The organism is Chryseobacterium paludis (genome assembly GCF_025403485.1).
Classification (GTDB): domain Bacteria; phylum Bacteroidota; class Bacteroidia; order Flavobacteriales; family Weeksellaceae; genus Chryseobacterium; species Chryseobacterium paludis.
Genome location: NZ_CP099966.1, coordinates 564,523 through 580,489, shown reverse-complemented (window position 1 = coordinate 580,489; position 15,967 = coordinate 564,523). Strand labels below are relative to the sequence as shown.

General features: G+C 37.1%; 11 protein-coding genes. All 11 read right to left on the bottom strand.

Annotation, left to right across the window (positions count from 1 at the left end):
• Positions 1–2: 2 nt before the first annotated feature.
• The 11 genes from NG806_RS02450 to NG806_RS02400 all read right to left on the bottom strand — a co-directional run bounded on the left by NG806_RS02450 (position 3) and on the right by NG806_RS02400 (position 15,176).
• Positions 3–1,286, bottom strand: coding sequence for an MFS transporter (locus NG806_RS02450; RefSeq protein WP_261511834.1), 1,284 nt, complete (start codon positions 1,284–1,286; stop codon positions 3–5).
• Positions 1,287–1,922, bottom strand: coding sequence for a bifunctional 4-hydroxy-2-oxoglutarate aldolase/2-dehydro-3-deoxy-phosphogluconate aldolase (locus NG806_RS02445; protein WP_214825991.1), 636 nt, complete (start codon positions 1,920–1,922; stop codon positions 1,287–1,289).
• On the bottom strand, positions 1,919–2,926 hold the full coding sequence (locus tag NG806_RS02440; RefSeq protein WP_261511833.1) for a PfkB family carbohydrate kinase: 1,008 nt from the start codon (positions 2,924–2,926) through the stop codon (positions 1,919–1,921). The genes NG806_RS02445 and NG806_RS02440 overlap by 4 nt, the downstream gene beginning before the upstream one ends.
• A 6-nt stretch (positions 2,927–2,932) precedes the next feature.
• On the bottom strand, positions 2,933–4,357 hold the full coding sequence (uxaC, locus tag NG806_RS02435) for a glucuronate isomerase (RefSeq protein WP_261511832.1): 1,425 nt from the start codon (positions 4,355–4,357) through the stop codon (positions 2,933–2,935).
• A gap of 85 nt (positions 4,358–4,442) precedes the next feature.
• A complete protein-coding gene (locus NG806_RS02430; protein ID WP_261511831.1) occupies positions 4,443–5,258 on the bottom strand; it encodes an SDR family oxidoreductase in 816 nt (271 codons plus the stop codon).
• Positions 5,259–5,292: 34 nt separating this feature from the next.
• Positions 5,293–6,468: a mannonate dehydratase gene (gene uxuA / locus NG806_RS02425; RefSeq protein WP_261511830.1), complete on the bottom strand. Its 1,176-nt coding sequence runs from the start codon at positions 6,466–6,468 to the stop codon at positions 5,293–5,295.
• 86 nt (positions 6,469–6,554) lie between these two features.
• Positions 6,555–8,513 (bottom strand): RagB/SusD family nutrient uptake outer membrane protein, encoded by a 1,959-nt coding sequence (locus NG806_RS02420; protein WP_214826000.1) that lies wholly within the window; start codon positions 8,511–8,513, stop codon positions 6,555–6,557.
• A 12-nt stretch (positions 8,514–8,525) separates the two neighbouring features.
• Complete coding sequence (locus tag NG806_RS02415) at positions 8,526–11,417, bottom strand: SusC/RagA family TonB-linked outer membrane protein (protein ID WP_261511829.1); 2,892 nt, start codon at positions 11,415–11,417, stop codon at positions 8,526–8,528.
• Between the two features lie 91 nt (positions 11,418–11,508).
• Positions 11,509–12,837, bottom strand: a complete 1,329-nt coding sequence (xylA, locus tag NG806_RS02410) for a xylose isomerase (protein WP_261511828.1) — start codon at positions 12,835–12,837, stop codon at positions 11,509–11,511.
• Positions 12,838–12,944: 107 nt separating this feature from the next.
• Positions 12,945–14,429, bottom strand: coding sequence for a xylulokinase (locus tag NG806_RS02405; RefSeq protein ID WP_214826006.1), 1,485 nt, complete (start codon positions 14,427–14,429; stop codon positions 12,945–12,947).
• A 21-nt stretch (positions 14,430–14,450) separates the two neighbouring features.
• Entirely contained in the window at positions 14,451–15,176 is a 726-nt protein-coding gene (locus NG806_RS02400; protein WP_214826007.1) for an NUDIX hydrolase, read from the bottom strand.
• Positions 15,177–15,967 lie beyond the last annotated feature (791 nt).

Here is a 15,967-nt window from a genome sequence, read left to right as displayed (position 1 = left end):
TTTCAAACCGAAATTTCAGTTTTTTCCCTGTTGATCAACCAGATAATTCCCCAAGCCGCAACGTAAGAAACACCAGCAATGAAAAATATAATATTGTAGCCTCCGTTGATATTCCCTGCTTTTTTAAATGTGTCCAAGACAATTCCGATGAAAAGCGGGAATATAATCCCTGCAGCTGAGCCCAGCATTCCGCCAAAGCCAATCACAGAACTTACATAATTATTGGGTAATTTATCACCCACCGTTGTCATTAGGTTCGCTCCCCAACCCTGATGTGCTGCTGTTGCAAAAGCAATGATTATGGTAATGAACCACATATTGTCTACATATTTTGAGAACATTACCGGAACGACCATCAGAGCAAACAAGAGCATAGTGAAGCTTCTGGCTCTTCCGATTGCCCAGCCTTTTTTAATTAAAAATGAAGAAAGATAACCGCCGCCAATACTTCCAATCGTGGTTCCGCTATAGATAATAATCAACGGAATGGAAGGTTTCGTTAAATCCATTTTAAAAACATCTGCAAAATAAGCAGGTAACCAGAACATAAAGAAATACCAAATCGGATCTGTAAGGATTTTTCCCACAGCAAAAGACCATGTTACTTTGTATTTTAATAATTCTGACAACGGAACTTTGGATTGTTCCTGTGTTTTTCCATCCTGATCACTTTTAATATACTGTAATTCTTCCTGACTCAGTTTTTTAGTTTTTTCCGGAATTTTATAAAACCGCCACCAAAGTACAATCCATAATAATCCGAGAGCACCAATCCACACAAAGGTTTCCCGCCATCCGTAATGCCCAAGAATGAATGGCACAAGAAGCGGTGCTAAAATGGCTCCAACCGTCGCTCCGGAGTTGAAAATCCCTGTTGCCAAGGCTCTTTCTTTTTTCGGAAACCATTCTGCCACAGATTTTATAGCTGCCGGAAAATTTCCTGCCTCACTGATACCGAGGGTACTTCTTGCAATGATAAATCCAATTGTACTTTTTACAAAACCATGCCCTATTGAAGCCAGACTCCAGACAATCAATGAAACAGCATAACCTATTTTGGTTCCCACCCTGTCGATCAACCTTCCCATCGCAAGATATCCAATAGCATAAGTCGTGGTGAATGCCATCACAATGTAGCTGTAATCTTTCTCATCCCAACTGAATTCTTTTTCAAGAACAGGCTTCAGCAAACCCATTACCTGACGGTCAAGATAGTTGATCGTGGTGGCGAGAAAGACCAAAGACAGCATAAACCATCTTATATTACGATTTTTAGGAGCCTGCATTTAGTGTCGATTAAGTTGTTGCAATAAGTTCTGAACTTTTTCCGTGAGCTGTTCTGCTATAAAATCTTTGTTGATAAGCGAACTGCCCAATCCAACAGCAACTGCGCCACCCTTAAGCCATTCTGTAATATCATCAAAGTCAGCATTGATTCCTCCGGTTGGCATATAATGCATTCCCGGAAAAACAGGCTCAATAGATTTGATATATTTTTTACCTAAAGCATCAGCCGGGAAAATCTTCACTAACCGAAGTCCGTTCTGAAATGCTACATTAACATCGGAGGGGGTAAAACATCCCGGAATTAAATTGATGTTTTTTTCAACAGAATGTTTTACCAATTCTGCGCTAATGACAGGTGTAATGATAAAATCTGCTTTTGCACGAGCATAATCATCCATCTCTTTTATATTTTTTACGGTACCTATTCCCAATAAAAGTTCCGGAAACTCTATAGAAGAAATTTCCTTCAGTCTTTCAAAATTTTCCAATGCCTGATTTCCGCGATTGGTATATTCTATTACATGGATTCCCCCTTCGTACAAAGCTTTTATGATCCTTTTTGAAACTTCAAAAGATTCGTTGTAAAAAAGTGGGACAATTCTCTGGTCCTTTATTTTTTGTAATAGTACACTCATAATTTTTCAATTTTAATGGTATCATTAATGGTATCACCTTTAATAAAGAGCTTTTTGAAAGCGACTTTTGTGGCATCTTCTAAAATTTGCTCTGTAGGATTTCCTTTTAATGTTCCGTGAATCAACGCTGCCATAAATGCATCACCGCTTCCTACTCTTTCCTCTATTTTATCTGAATGGTATTGTTGCGAAATCAAAAGTTTTTCATCAGTATATAAAGTCGCAAAATAATTTACCGCTTCGCCACTCGTGAATCGGAATGTATTTGCTATCGTTTCAACATTGGGATACATTTTCTGAATTTCCGATGCCGATTTTTCTGCTTGTTTTAAAAGATTTTCATCATCAGAATTTCCATTCAATTCATATTCAACAGGAATATTCAGAAATTGCTGAACAGACCAGATATTTCCCATCAGAACATTCACCAAAGGCATCATATGTTTTATTTTATCTGAAGGATTTTTGTCTTGCCAAAGTGCAGCACGATAATTTAAATCAAGAGAAACCTGAATGTTTCTTGAAGCTGCTTCCTTCATTAAATCCAGACATTTGATGTAAGCTTTTTCACTTAAAGCAGATGTAATTGTACTGATATGCATCCATTTCACCTCTGAAAACACATCATCTAAATTGAAGGCGTCAAAATCCGATTGTGTAAAAACCGATGGAAAACGGTCGTAAATTACCGATGTATTTTGCATATCACCATCCGAAGAGAGGTAAAAAGTTCCGATTCTGCCTTTACTTTTCTCGGCAAGTACCTCGATTCCTTTATTTTTCAGCTGAGATTCCAATTGGATTCCCAGGAAATTTTCAGGCAGAGCCGAGAGAAATTTTACCGGGTTTTTCCAGTGCGCAAGAGCTGTGGCAACATTATATTCTGCACCACCCACAAAGATTTTCACTAACTGGTTATTCATCCAGTTTCCATTAGAATCCGGAGCAAAATGTAAAAGCAATTCTCCGAAACAAAGTATTTTACCTGACCCTGAATGTTGCATAATCATTTAAAATCTAAAATAGTTTTTGGTATTATTAAAACAAATATCCTGAATGATGCTTCCCACCCATTGTTCATCATCCGGAAGTAGCCCGGCTTCCATTTCGCTGCCGAAGATATCGCAAAGCAATCTTCTAAAATAATCGTGTCTTGAAAAAGACAGAAGACTTCGTGAATCTGTGAGCATTCCAATAAAAGTGCTGATAAGTCCAATATTGGAAAGTGTGTTTATTTGCTTTTTCATTCCCTCCATTTGATCTAGAAACCACCATGCTGCACCTAACTGTATTTTTGATTTAATTCCGGCTTCATTAAAATTCCCAACGAGCGTTGCCAATACTTCATTGAAAGACGGATTAAGGTTATAAACTATCGTTTGGGTAAGTTTCCCTGCAGTATTCAGTTCATCGAACATCATGCTCATTCTTTGGGCAAAATACTGTTCACTGATGGCATCATAACCGGCATTAGTTCCTATCGTATTCAGCATTATTGTGTTATTATTCCGTGTGGCTCCTATATGAAACTGCTGAACCCATTTTTTTTCGGCATACATTTTACAAAGCTCTTTCAAAAGATGGCCAGACAAAGCTTCTGGATCTGAAAATGACTTTTTATTTCCAGTTAAAAATTCTTTGAATTCATTTTCTAAGGCAGTATTCCATTTCTTAGTATCAGGAAAATATTCTAATCCATGATCGGAAATCCGAGCTCCGTTTTCATGAAAGTACTGAATTCTTGAATAAAGGGCTTCCAGTAAATCTGAAGTCGATTTTATATCAATTTTACTAACCTTCTCCAATTTTTTAATCTGACGGAGGTAGTTCTCAGGGTTTATTATATTAATATAACTGTCCGGACGGAAGGTAGGGAGAACCCGAGTGGTAAAAGAGCTATTTTTTATTGTCTTATGATATTGAAGATTATCAGCAGGATCATCTGTTGTACAAAGAGTTTCCACATTAAAATTTGTAATGATGGATTGTGGTAAAAATCCAGGCATTTGGAGATTATCATTCATCTTATGATATACGGAATCTATATTTTTTAAGGATAAGTATTCTTTAATCCCAAATGGATTATTCAGCTCCATATGTGTCCAATGAAACAGTGGATTGCGAAGTGTGTAAGGGACAACTTCTGTCCATTTTCTGAATTTTTCTTGATCAGATGCATCCCCGGAAATAAATTTTTCTTCAATTCCGAAATTCCTCATCGCTCTCCATTTGTAATGATCCCCATCCAGCCAGATTGCTGTGGGAGATCTGAAGTTTTGATTTTTTGAGATGACATCCGGCTCCAGATGATTATGATAATCAATGACCGGCATATCTTTCGCATACCCAAAATATAAATTTTCTGCGGTTTTAGAACGTAGAAGAAAAGATTCGCTGAAAACATCTTTGCGATCTACAGTTTTAATATTGGTCATGTTTATTCAGTTCATTTACTATTAAAAAAACAGGGTCTTAAGCAATAGTTATTGACAAAAAGACCCTGCCAACTAACTGTATATTTTATACTCCGCTGAAAGCACTGAAACCTCCATCAACAGGAACTAAAGCGCCTGTAATAAAGCTTGCTGCATCTGAACAGAGAAATTGTACAATACCATTAAGCTCTTTTGCTTCTCCAAATCGTCCCATTGGGGTTTTAGCAATAACATTTTTACTCCTGTCCGTTAAAGATCCATCGGGATTTAATAAAATCGCACGGTTCTGGTCTCCTATAAAAAATCCGGGAGCAATAGCATTTACACGAATTTTATCACCATATTTTATAGCTAAATCCGAAGCCAGCCATTGTGTGAAATTGGTAATTGCAGATTTAGCCGCGGAATATCCTGCCACTCTTGTGATTGCAGAATATGCCGCCATTGATGAAATATTGACAATACTTCCGCTACTCCGTTCTGCCATTACTTTTCCGAAAACATAGCTGGGATAAACAGTTCCGTTGATATTAAGGTTTGTTACCTCATTCCATCCTTCAATATTCATGTCTAAAAAAGACTGGTCTGGAGAAAGAGTTGCTGCTGGAATATTTCCACCAGCTATATTAAGGAGAATGTCAATCTTCCCGAATCTTTCAATGATCTTCTTTGAAGCTATTTCCAGGCTTTCGATATTCATAACATTGGCTTCCACAGCAAAAGCATCACCACCTGATTCCTGAAGTTCTTTGACGCAGGCATCTAAAGTTGCCTGTTTTCTTCCCAACGCAACCACTTTTGCCCCGGCTTCAATAAAGCTTTTAGCAAGGCTACTTCCCAGAACCCCTGAGGCACCGGTGATCACTGCTACTTTATCTTTTATACTAAATATTTCGTTCATTTTAACTTTTTAGAATTAATTACAAACTGTAGCTTTATTTTTTTTCCAATTCCATCTGTACACTTGCCATTACCCCTTCGATCTGTCCTAGGGCCAGCATTCTTCCCAAAAATGAATATCCTGGATTGTAGCCTTTATCAATATCATCTGTCAAAAGCTTTCCATGATCAATGCGCATTGGAAGGTCCGGATTTTCTTTTTCAAATATTCGAACAATCTCAACGATTTTTCCTCTTCCCTCCAAGTGATTTGCTTCTATAAAATCTCCATTCGGAAATACATTGGTACTCCTCAGGTGGACAAATTTTGTGCGTGAAGCATATTTCTGAGCTAATTTCGGAACGTCATTCTGAAGTCCTGCACTTAAGGAACCCGTACAAAACGTAAGCCCGTTATGAGGATTGTCAACGGCGTTCAAAAACCAGTCAATGTCTTCTTCACATGTTATAATTCTTGGTAAACCTAATAATGAAAATGGGGGATCATCGGGATGTACACACATCTGAATATTGTACTCTTCACATACGGGCATGATTTTCTCAAGGAAGTATTTCATATTTTCACGAAGCTGATCTTTACCAATTCCGTCATATAGTAACAATAGCTTTTTAAAAATAGCTACAGGATTCTGGTCATCTTCCTTAATGTTTCCATTTACAAAGCCTTGAGTTTTCACAATGACCGAATCAATCAAATCATTGTTATCCTTATCAGTAAGGGTATTTTTGAGTTCTCTTACTTTATCAAGAATTTCTGAGCTATATTCTTTTTCTGCACCTTCTCTTTCAAGGATATGTATTTCAAAGTAGGCGAACTTAGCCTTATCAAAATACAATGATGATGAACCATCCTCCCATTTATGGTAAAGGTCTGTACGGGCCCAATCGAGAACGGGCATAAAATTGTAACAAACAGTTTTAACTCCTGCTTTTCCTAAATTTCCGAGGCTAATGATATAATTTGCTATTAAATGGTCTCTGTCCTCTCCTCCGTATTTGATAGATTCACTCACAGCAAGGCTTTCAACTACAGACCAACGGAGTCCGAAACTTTCTATATATTCTTTATACTCATTAATTGCTTCTAACGGCCATATTTCCCCGTTTGGGATATCATGAAGTGCAGAAACAATACCCTGGACGCCTATCTGACGGAGCATGTTTAATTTTATGTTGTCTTTTTTACCGAACCAACGCCATGTTTTTTCCATATTCTCTATAAATTATTTTCATTAAACAAAGCAGGTGTTTTTAAGGACACCTACTTTGCTTCTTAATATGAATGTGAAAAATTAAATTAATTGTAACCTGGATTTTGATATTTAGCTTTTATATCCGCAGATACTTCCATTGCATCAAGTTGTCCCTGAGGAATAGGTCTGAGATAATGATACGGTAGTATCGTTCTGGTAACTGTCTCTGGGGTGTGATTTCCATATGAAGCTCCGCCGATCTGATAGGTGGCTGCATATTCACTCCATTTTTGAGTACGTACAAGATCATACCATCTGTAAAACTCACCATAATATTCACGTGATCTTTCTGCAAGGATATAATCAATGGTAATATTCGAAGGTGTTGCCGCAATCATTGCCGCACTGTTATCTGCCGTATAAGCAGCATTCTGAGCATTGTTAAATTTCCATTTGCCTGCACGGGCACGGATTACATTAATAAGATCTTTGGCTGTCATTGCTCCTGTAGCTCCTTTCACAGCCGATTCTGCTGCAATAAAATAGAATTCTGAAAACTTCGCTACACTGAAAGGACGTGTTAAAGATGCATTTGGATATCCTAAGCCGTTCGGATCATCGGTACGGTAAGTTCCTATTTTCCATAAACCAGGATACACGATTCTGCTGATCCCATTTGGAGCAATAACCCAATCTGCTCTTCCGGCTAAAGTTCCTGCTCCTACACCGTTTTGTCCCGCTCCAGAAGGATATGCAGGAGTCTGCGTATCATCATTAAGGAAACTAAGGATAGCGCCCCCCGGCTGTACAGGTAAATTGTTTGCGTTATATAACACTGGTACACCCGTAAGACCGGTCCCGTTTTTATTCCAGTTTCCTCTGTATGTAGTAACAAAGGTACCATCGTAACGTGAGTCATTGGTTTTATCGGCAAATGTATTTTTAATAACCCCCAGGGTAGGACACATACGAACCCATGGACGCCCGAAGGGCTGAGCCGCTTCACGTTGCACTGGACTTACAACATCTGCCCCTGCCCAGGCTGTTGTTTTACTGCTTTTTATGGCAGTATAATTCCATGTCTGCATCCACGCTGCAAAATTATCCGGAGCCCAACCTGACCCAAACCCTACAGGATCTCCTTCGTTATAATATGTACTTGACTGCGTGTGATCTGCATACAGCATACATTCGTTGTTTCTGTCATTAGAACCCACATTTACATCGTAAAAAGTAGGCTGAAGCCCATAACTTCCGGGGCTGGTAATTCCCGCCATTGCTATATCATACGCTTGCTGGAAATACCATTGGGCATTATGACCATCAGGGTCACTCCTTGAAACTTCAGGATAAGTAGGAATATTGTTAGGATTCTGCAGCCACCATCCATAAGTAAGATAAGCTTTTGCCAAAAATAATCTCGCTACGTTCTGTGTCACTCCTCCCGTTACCCGTGGTGATACAGGCAAGGTTTCAATTGCTTTTTTAAGATCAGGAAAAATAGCTTTTGTATATACTTCAGTAACAGTGTTTCTTGCGGAAGTTGTAGCAGGTAAAGTATTAAACTTTAATTCCCCGGCACCCAGATCCAATGGAACTCCTCCATATGTCTGAACCAACATAAAATAATCGAACCCTCTGAAAAATCTGGCTTCAGAAATCATTGACTCTGCAATTCCGAATCCTGGTCCCTTTTCTATAATCCCATTGGCAGTATTAATATAAGGAAAAACCGATCCCCAGATCATACTGGTCGGAAAAGTATTGGAATTAATATTACCGTTTCCTGACATATCAAGTTCTTTGAAGTTACCATCTGCACTTTGTGCCCAGGTAGATTCATCGGTTCCATTCTGACAATTGCTCATAAAGTATCCGTTACCATAGAGCAATCGTAACTGTCTGTACAGGGAAGTAAAACTCTGGTTGATTCCATCCGGCGTACTAAAGTAGTCAACAGTGTATGTTGATCTTGGCTGTTCATCAAGAATTTCATTACATCCTGTAAATGTTAATGATAAAAAGATTGCTCCTAATATCAGTTTTTTGTTAAAATTTATCATGACTGTACAGTTTTAAAAAGTTAAGTTAAGTCCCATTAAGTAATTTCTTGTAGAAGGATTGTTAGTTCCTATGATTGGCTGACGATTTTGATATCCGCTTACAGCCTGATTTTCATTACCCAAAGAATTAGGTTCCGGATCCATTCCTGAAAATTTATGATAAGGAGAGAATAGGACAACCGGATTGGTAACTGTAAAGTAGATTCTCAAACTGGTAATTTTCAAATCTTTCAGGAAGTCCTTATTGACATTATACCCTAAAGTAATCGTTCGGAGTTTGAGATAAGATGCGTCAAACATTGCCAGTGTAGAAGAATATTTTGGATTATCCCCACTTAAGTGACGTCCAGGACGCGGAAAATAAGCATCTGTATTATTTTCTGTCCAATAATCAACATCAACATTATTGCCACGACCTGTTAATCTGTTAAGATAACCTGCAGATCCATATATTGAACTTATCAGAATTCCCCCATGTTGAAAAGCACCCACGGTACTTAGCTCGAAATTTTTGTACGCAAAGCGCATATTAAATCCTCCCTGAAACTTCGGAGCTGTGTCAAAAATCTGCCTGTCATCGGGTCCAATTGCTCTTATAGGAGTACCATCCGGGTTATAACCTCCTGTGTAAAGTACCTTAATAGAGCCAACTACATCACCAGAAGTTCCCGGCTCCAAAATACTCTGATAAGGATCACCTGTCTGCCAAAGACCTACATATTGATAATCATACAATGAATTTATATTATGTCCTACAAACCATAAGTTATTTACATCACGTGTAGTTCCGGAGGCAAGAGATAAAATTTTATTTCTGTTAGTATAAAAATTAGCACCTGCTTCCCATGTAAATCCGTCAGGGTTGTCGATTATAACACCATTAACACTAATTTCGAAACCCTTATTTTCCGTCTCTGCAACATTGGATATAATAGATCCTATAGCCGTTGATGATGGAAGGTTTTTCTGAGTTAAAAGATCAAAAGTATGTGTTTTGTAATATTCCACACTACCTGTAAGGCGATTATTAAATAATCCAAAATCCACCCCGTAGTTTTGTGTTTTTGAATATTCCCATCCAAGATTAGGATTCGGAGCCTGGCTTACATAAACTCCCGTACTGTTTGTAGTCCCAAAATTGTAAGGAGTAACAGTAAGTGCCCCTAACGTAGAATATGGATTCACTGCCTGGTTGGATGTTTGGCCCCAACCTGCTCTAAATTTAAGAAGATTAAGTATTTTAATATTCTTCATGAAAGCTTCATTAGTAACGTTCCATCCCAATGATAATGCAGGATAGGTATGCCATTTATTACCGGGGGCAAGTCTTGAAGATCCATCAGCACGAAGAGTTGCGGTCAGCATATATTTGTTATTAAATGTATACATTACTCTTCCCATCGCTGAAAGCAGGCCGGTCTGCCAATATATTTGATCCTCCGGCCTCACTGTAATATCAGCCTGTGGAGATTGCCCTAAATTATAATATTGAAAAAAATCCGCCGGAACATTTTTCGCGCTCATATAAGAACTCGTATATCTATTTCCTTCAGCGGAATACAATGCTACGGCATTTATTTTATGCTTACCAAAAGTACGGTCATATGTTAAGAGATTTTCTAAAACCCAATGATAAGTCTGATTATTTCCTCTCCCTGCAGAAGATGGTCCTGCTGGATTGGTATTAAACACTCCAACTCCCGTATAGTTTCCACTGTTTGAGGTACGATAATCCAAACCTACATTTAATCTGTATTTTAATCCAGTCACCGGCAGATTTAATTCGCCATAGAGATTATTATACGATGCAAAAGATTTCGTTTCATCAATATATTTATCACCTAAATTTTCTAAATTCTTACGGGTATAAATCCAGCTCTGATCAATACCTCCTGCCGTGCTCATTAAAGTTTTCAAACTTCCATCAGCCCTGTAAGGACTAGCAATTGGAGAGTATCCCAAAACTGCTCCAGGATTTACTCCATTTCCTTCTGATACAGAATAATTGGTATTAGTGGTAAATCCGAATCGGAAAGCTTTACCCACTTGTTGGTCAATGGCTGTACGTAAGGCAAATCTCTCATAACTTTGGAGAGGAATTAATGCATTTTGTTTAAAATATGACAAGCCCACATTATAATTTCCCCCTTCAGTACCTCCTGAAACACCTACATCGTGGCTGGTTATCATTGCCGGCTTATAGTATAAATCCTGCCAGTCTGTATTGGTATTGTTATTCTCATCGACACCATTAGTATATAATGGAGTCGTATTACCAGCAGGAATAGCATAGGCACGAAGCTGAGCAAACTTTGGTCCATCCATCATCGGATATTTCGAAAACAAAGTCTGTACTCCTGTAAAGGTATTGTAGGTCAACTTGGGCTTTTGACCTTTAGATCCCCTATTCGTGGTTACTAAGATAACACCATTCGCACCTCTTGATCCGTAAATTGCCGTTGCCGATGCATCTTTTAAAATATCAATGCTCTTAATATCACTTGAACTGATGTCTCCTAATGATCCGACAAAAGGAATTCCGTCTAAAACAATTAATGGGTTATTATCTCCTGTAAGTGATCTGGTTCCCCTTATGCGGATCTGCATTGCGGCTCCCGGTTTGGTAGAGGTTTGAGAAATATCAACACCTGCTGTTCTTCCTTGTAATGCCTGGGTAATATTTGCAGATGGTACCTCTCGTAATACATCTCCTTTTACAGAAGCAACAGATCCTGTAACAGATTCTTTTCTTTGTGTACCATATCCAATAACAACAACTTCATCTATCTTTTTCTCTTTTGTTACCGTATCTTTTTTAACCTGGGAATAAACCACGCCTGAGGGTAGTAAAGCCATTGCAAAAAATAGTGCAGCTTTATTACTACCAAAATAAAATCGGCTCATAATTATTATTTTTGTGTGTTAGGTTTTAATAAAAGGCTATTAATAATTAGAGTGGTAAAAACCTTAGTGTTTAGCAGCCTTTTATTATGTATTATATATGCATATTTACAATGGCTTCAAACAACTCCTGTTTTCCACTTTTTGCTTGAGGTTCCCCTATTTCATGGGCAATTCTCTGAAGGTCTTCCAATGTAAGAGAGCCATTTTCAAAAGCCTTTCCATTTCCATTATCAAAAGAAGAATAACGATTCGTACGTAATTTGTTATAATCTGAATTCTCAAGAATGTCAGCTGCTGCCAAAAGTCCTTTGGCAAAAACATCCATTCCTGAAATATGGGAGATGAATAAATCTTCAGCATCTGTAGAATTTCTTCTGATTTTAGCATCAAAATTTACCCCGCCATTTCCCAGTCCTCCTGCAGGAAGAAGTACCAACCAAGCCTGAACCATATCATAATAATCAATTGGGAACTGATCAGTATCCCACCCATTTTGATAATCTCCTCGGTTGGCATCGATGCTTCCTAAAAGTCCAGCATCTACTGCAACCTGAAGCTCGTGCTCAAAAGTATGTCCGGCAAGGGTTGCGTGGTTAACTTCAATATTTAATTTAAAATCTTTATCCAATCCATAATGTCTTAAAAAGCCAATTACTGTTTCAGAATCGTAATCGTACTGATGCTTGGTAGGTTCCATCGGTTTTGGTTCAATTAAAAAAGTTCCTTTAAAACCTTGCTGACGGGCATAATCTCTTGACATTGAAAGAAAACGCGCTAAATGATCTTTTTCACGCTTCATATCCGTGTTTAAGAGACTCATATATCCTTCTCTCCCACCCCAAAAAACATAATTTTCTCCGCCTAATGCAATGGTTGCATCGATAGAATTTTTAACCTGAGTTCCCGCGCAAGCTACCACATCAAAATTTGGATTGGTAGATGCACCATTCATATATCTTTCATGTGTAAAAACATTAGCTGTTCCCCATAAAAGTTTAATTCCAGTTTCTTTTTGTTTTTCTTTTGCGTATTCCACAATGGCCTGAAGGTTTTTTTCATAGTCTTTCCAATTGTTGGCAGGATCTACTAAATCAATATCGTGAAAACAGTAGTAGTTGAATCCCATTTTAGACATAAATTCAAAGCCAGCATCCATTTTTTTCATAGCCCTTGTAAGGGGATCATCTCCCATGTCCCAAGGGTGATGAATTGTCGGTCCTCCAAACGGATCGCTTCCATTTGCACATAAAGTATGCCACCAGGCCATTGCAAAGCGTGTCCATTCTTTCATAGGTTTTCCCATGATTATTTTGTCTTCATCATAATATCGGAATGCAAGCGGATTTCGACTTTCTTTTCCTTCAAATTTTATCTTTTCGATACCTTTAAAAAATTCTTTTGTTTCTGTTAAAGTGTTCATATTTATTTGATTATTTTTTATTTGTTTTAAATTTGGCGTAAGGATTCTCTTCTCACTGATTAGAAAGACTCAGTGAGTACCTACCTATAAGGCTCTGGTGTAAGTGTCTAGATTATTTCGTTAAGATGACTTTTCCATCTGGCATAAGCTTCAAAATATTGTTCTTGTTTTTCATGTTCAGGTTCTATCACTGCTATTCTCTCAAGTGAATAAAACGCTTCTTTAGAATCTGAATAAAAATTTATTCCCATTCCTGCAGCTCTTGCAGCCCCAACAGCTCCATCGGTGTCATAAAGCTCAATGACCGCATTACTGATACTGGAAAGTGACTGACGAAAAATTGAACTCAAAAACATATTTGCATTCCCTGCACGTATTACCTGAATATCCATTCCAATATGTCTCATGATATCCATTCCGTACTCATAAGAAAATACAATACCTTCCTGCGCTGCACGCAGAATATCTCCTTTTGTGTGTATATTGAAATTAATTCCATGAATCGAACAACTTGTATCTTTATTTTCCAAAACTCTCTCTGCACCGTTTCCAAAAGGAATGATGCTTAGCCCTTTTGAGCCAATTGGTGAAAGGGAAGCCATGTCATTCATGTCTCCATAAGAAGAAAGGGAAGTCGCAAAGTTATGTTTCAACCAGGAATTTAAAATTCCCGTTCCATTAATACAAAGCAAAACACCTAGTCTGATTTGCTCAGCTGTATAATTAACATGAGCAAATGTATTAACCCTGGATAACCTATCGTACTCAAGCTGATCAAGAACGCCATACACGACACCTGAAGTTCCTGCTGTAGAAGCAATTTCTCCCGGATTGAAAACATTCAGGGAAAGGGCATTGTTGGGTTGATCTCCCGCCCTATATGAAATTGGTGTACCTTCTTTTAGACCTAATTCCCGAGCTGCCTCTTTAGACACTGTTGCCTGAATACCAAATGTTGGTACAATTTCTGGAAAAAAGCTTTTTGGAATACCATAATAGTTAATTATGTCTTCAGAAATGCAATGATTTTTAAAATCCCAGAAAACTCCTTCAGAAAGACCTTCGATTGTTATTCCAATGTGATTGGAAAGTCTCATTGCGATATAATCTCCGGGAAGCATAATTTTATCAATTTTATCAAAAATTTCAGGTTCATTTTCCTTCACCCAGGCTAATTTTGAAGCGGTAAAGTTTCCTGGTGAATTCAAAAGATGTGACAGGCATTTTTCTTCGCCTATTTCTTTGAATGCCTTCTCCCCGTATGGAACGGCACGGCTATCACACCAAATAATAGAAGGTCGCAAAAGATTTTGATCCTTATCTACTAAAATCAAACCATGCATTTGCCAGGTAATCCCAATTCCTTTTATATCTTCTGCATTGATTCCAGATTCATGCATTACAGCTTCGTGGGCTAATTTCAAATTTAACCACCAATCCGAAGGATTCTGTTCAGCCCAACCCGGATTGACAGCTATAATTTTCATCTCCTTTTTTGGAGAAAAGTCTGATGCAATAATCTTTCCACTGGATGCCTCAATGAGACAAACTTTTACGGAAGAACTGCCAATGTCATATCCTAGTAAATACATAATTCAAAAAAAGTATTGGTATTATTTTATTAGTCTACTGTTATTTTTCTTGTACACTTTAGCATCAAACCTGTAATATCTTGCCGCCCGATGGGAAACATTGGTCTCTATCTCTTCAAGAGGTATGATATAACTGAAGGATGAAATCTTTTTATGAAAATTCTTAATATCAATCTGTTTTTCACTTAAAGCACTATACAGTTGATAGAGCTGTCTTATCGTAAATTTCTTGGGCAGCAATTCAAAAATAATAGAAAAGTCGGATTCTATCCATTTTCTGATTTCTATCAATGATTCGCTGATAATTTTATTATGATCAAACGGCAGCGATGGTACCTCATCTATTGGATGCCAGTCTACTGTACTATATTTTGTGCTGTTTATTTTATGATCTATTTTGCAAAGAGATAAATATGCTACGGTGATTATCCTGTCTATGTCATATTTATATTCTTTGTTCATCCAACTTATATCATCCTTACTGCTCGCACGTAAAGGATCTGCAAAGCATTTGAACTGCTTAAGTACCATTTTTTTAATCCCTGTTAATTCATGTAGAACTCTTTGTGCTGCATCATCAACATCTTCATCACTAAATATCAGGCTCCCTGGTAATTTTTTCTGTCTTTCCAAAGGAAGTTCAGCAATATGGCGTTGAACCAATAAAATGTTGAGTCGGTTATCGTAATCGAATCCGAAAACAACACAATCAACAGAAACATAAGTATGAATAAAGTTTGGGCTCATTAATTGTTAACATTTACGTAACATCACAAATATAAAAATTCAGTCGAATAAAAAAAATAAAAATTGCACTAAGCATTGCTTATCAACATATTACATATCGATTTTTAATGATAAGAATACCGTAAAAAATATGATAAGGTTATCATTAAATTTACACCTATTAAGATTCCAAAGCATACAAAAACAAATAATTATAAATTGCTATTACAAAAATTCTTAGGTGATTTTTTTAGTTTTTATTATGATAAGAGTTTTGGAAAAGGGCAGATTATTTTTTTTAAAAAAAGTGTAAAATCAACACTTTTAAATACTAAAAAGTGACAATAAAAACGATTTTATTTTACCATTTCTGCATACAAGACTCCGTATAATTATAAAAAAAGGAAATTCAACTTAAAAAATTAATTGTTTTTTAGACTAAAATACACCACATAATGTATGAGAAAAGTCTCGTCAATGATTTTTATATTGTAAATGATTTTCTAAACATTTTTAGTTGATAAGCTTAAGAAAGTTCATAATTAATAATATGATTAAGAGTAAGTCTTTCTAACATTAGCCTGGTCTTGTACCTATTCAATATTATTTTTCATTCGAATCACAAGCAATAGTATGGCTATTGATCAAAAGCCCTCTCAATAACTTAGACATTTAAAATTAAATGGTCACAGTTTCATCAATACAAACAATGTGAAGTGTTTTCAATACACTGATGCTTTAGAGTAAGTCCTCAAGTGTGTTTCATTAAATATTCTTTTTGTTTCCTATATTGAGAAAATGGGAAGTTGTAC

Bases quoted from the DNA above. Each gene is read 5' to 3' on its own strand.
- NG806_RS02450 (WP_261511834.1), bottom strand. From the start codon at position 1,286: ATGCAGGCTCCTAAAAATCGTAATATAAGATGGTTTATGCTGTCTTTG.
- NG806_RS02445 (WP_214825991.1), bottom strand. From the start codon at position 1,922: ATGAGTGTACTATTACAAAAAATAAAGGACCAGAGAATTGTCCCACTT.
- NG806_RS02440 (WP_261511833.1), bottom strand. From the start codon at position 2,926: ATGCAACATTCAGGGTCAGGTAAAATACTTTGTTTCGGAGAATTGCTT.
- uxaC (WP_261511832.1), bottom strand. From the start codon at position 4,357: ATGACCAATATTAAAACTGTAGATCGCAAAGATGTTTTCAGCGAATCT.
- NG806_RS02430 (WP_261511831.1), bottom strand. From the start codon at position 5,258: ATGAACGAAATATTTAGTATAAAAGATAAAGTAGCAGTGATCACCGGT.
- uxuA (WP_261511830.1), bottom strand. From the start codon at position 6,468: ATGGAAAAAACATGGCGTTGGTTCGGTAAAAAAGACAACATAAAATTA.
- NG806_RS02420 (WP_214826000.1), bottom strand. From the start codon at position 8,513: ATGATAAATTTTAACAAAAAACTGATATTAGGAGCAATCTTTTTATCA.
- NG806_RS02415 (WP_261511829.1), bottom strand. From the start codon at position 11,417: ATGAGCCGATTTTATTTTGGTAGTAATAAAGCTGCACTATTTTTTGCA.
- xylA (WP_261511828.1), bottom strand. From the start codon at position 12,837: ATGAACACTTTAACAGAAACAAAAGAATTTTTTAAAGGTATCGAAAAG.
- NG806_RS02405 (WP_214826006.1), bottom strand. From the start codon at position 14,429: ATGTATTTACTAGGATATGACATTGGCAGTTCTTCCGTAAAAGTTTGT.
- NG806_RS02400 (WP_214826007.1), bottom strand. From the start codon at position 15,176: ATGAGCCCAAACTTTATTCATACTTATGTTTCTGTTGATTGTGTTGTT.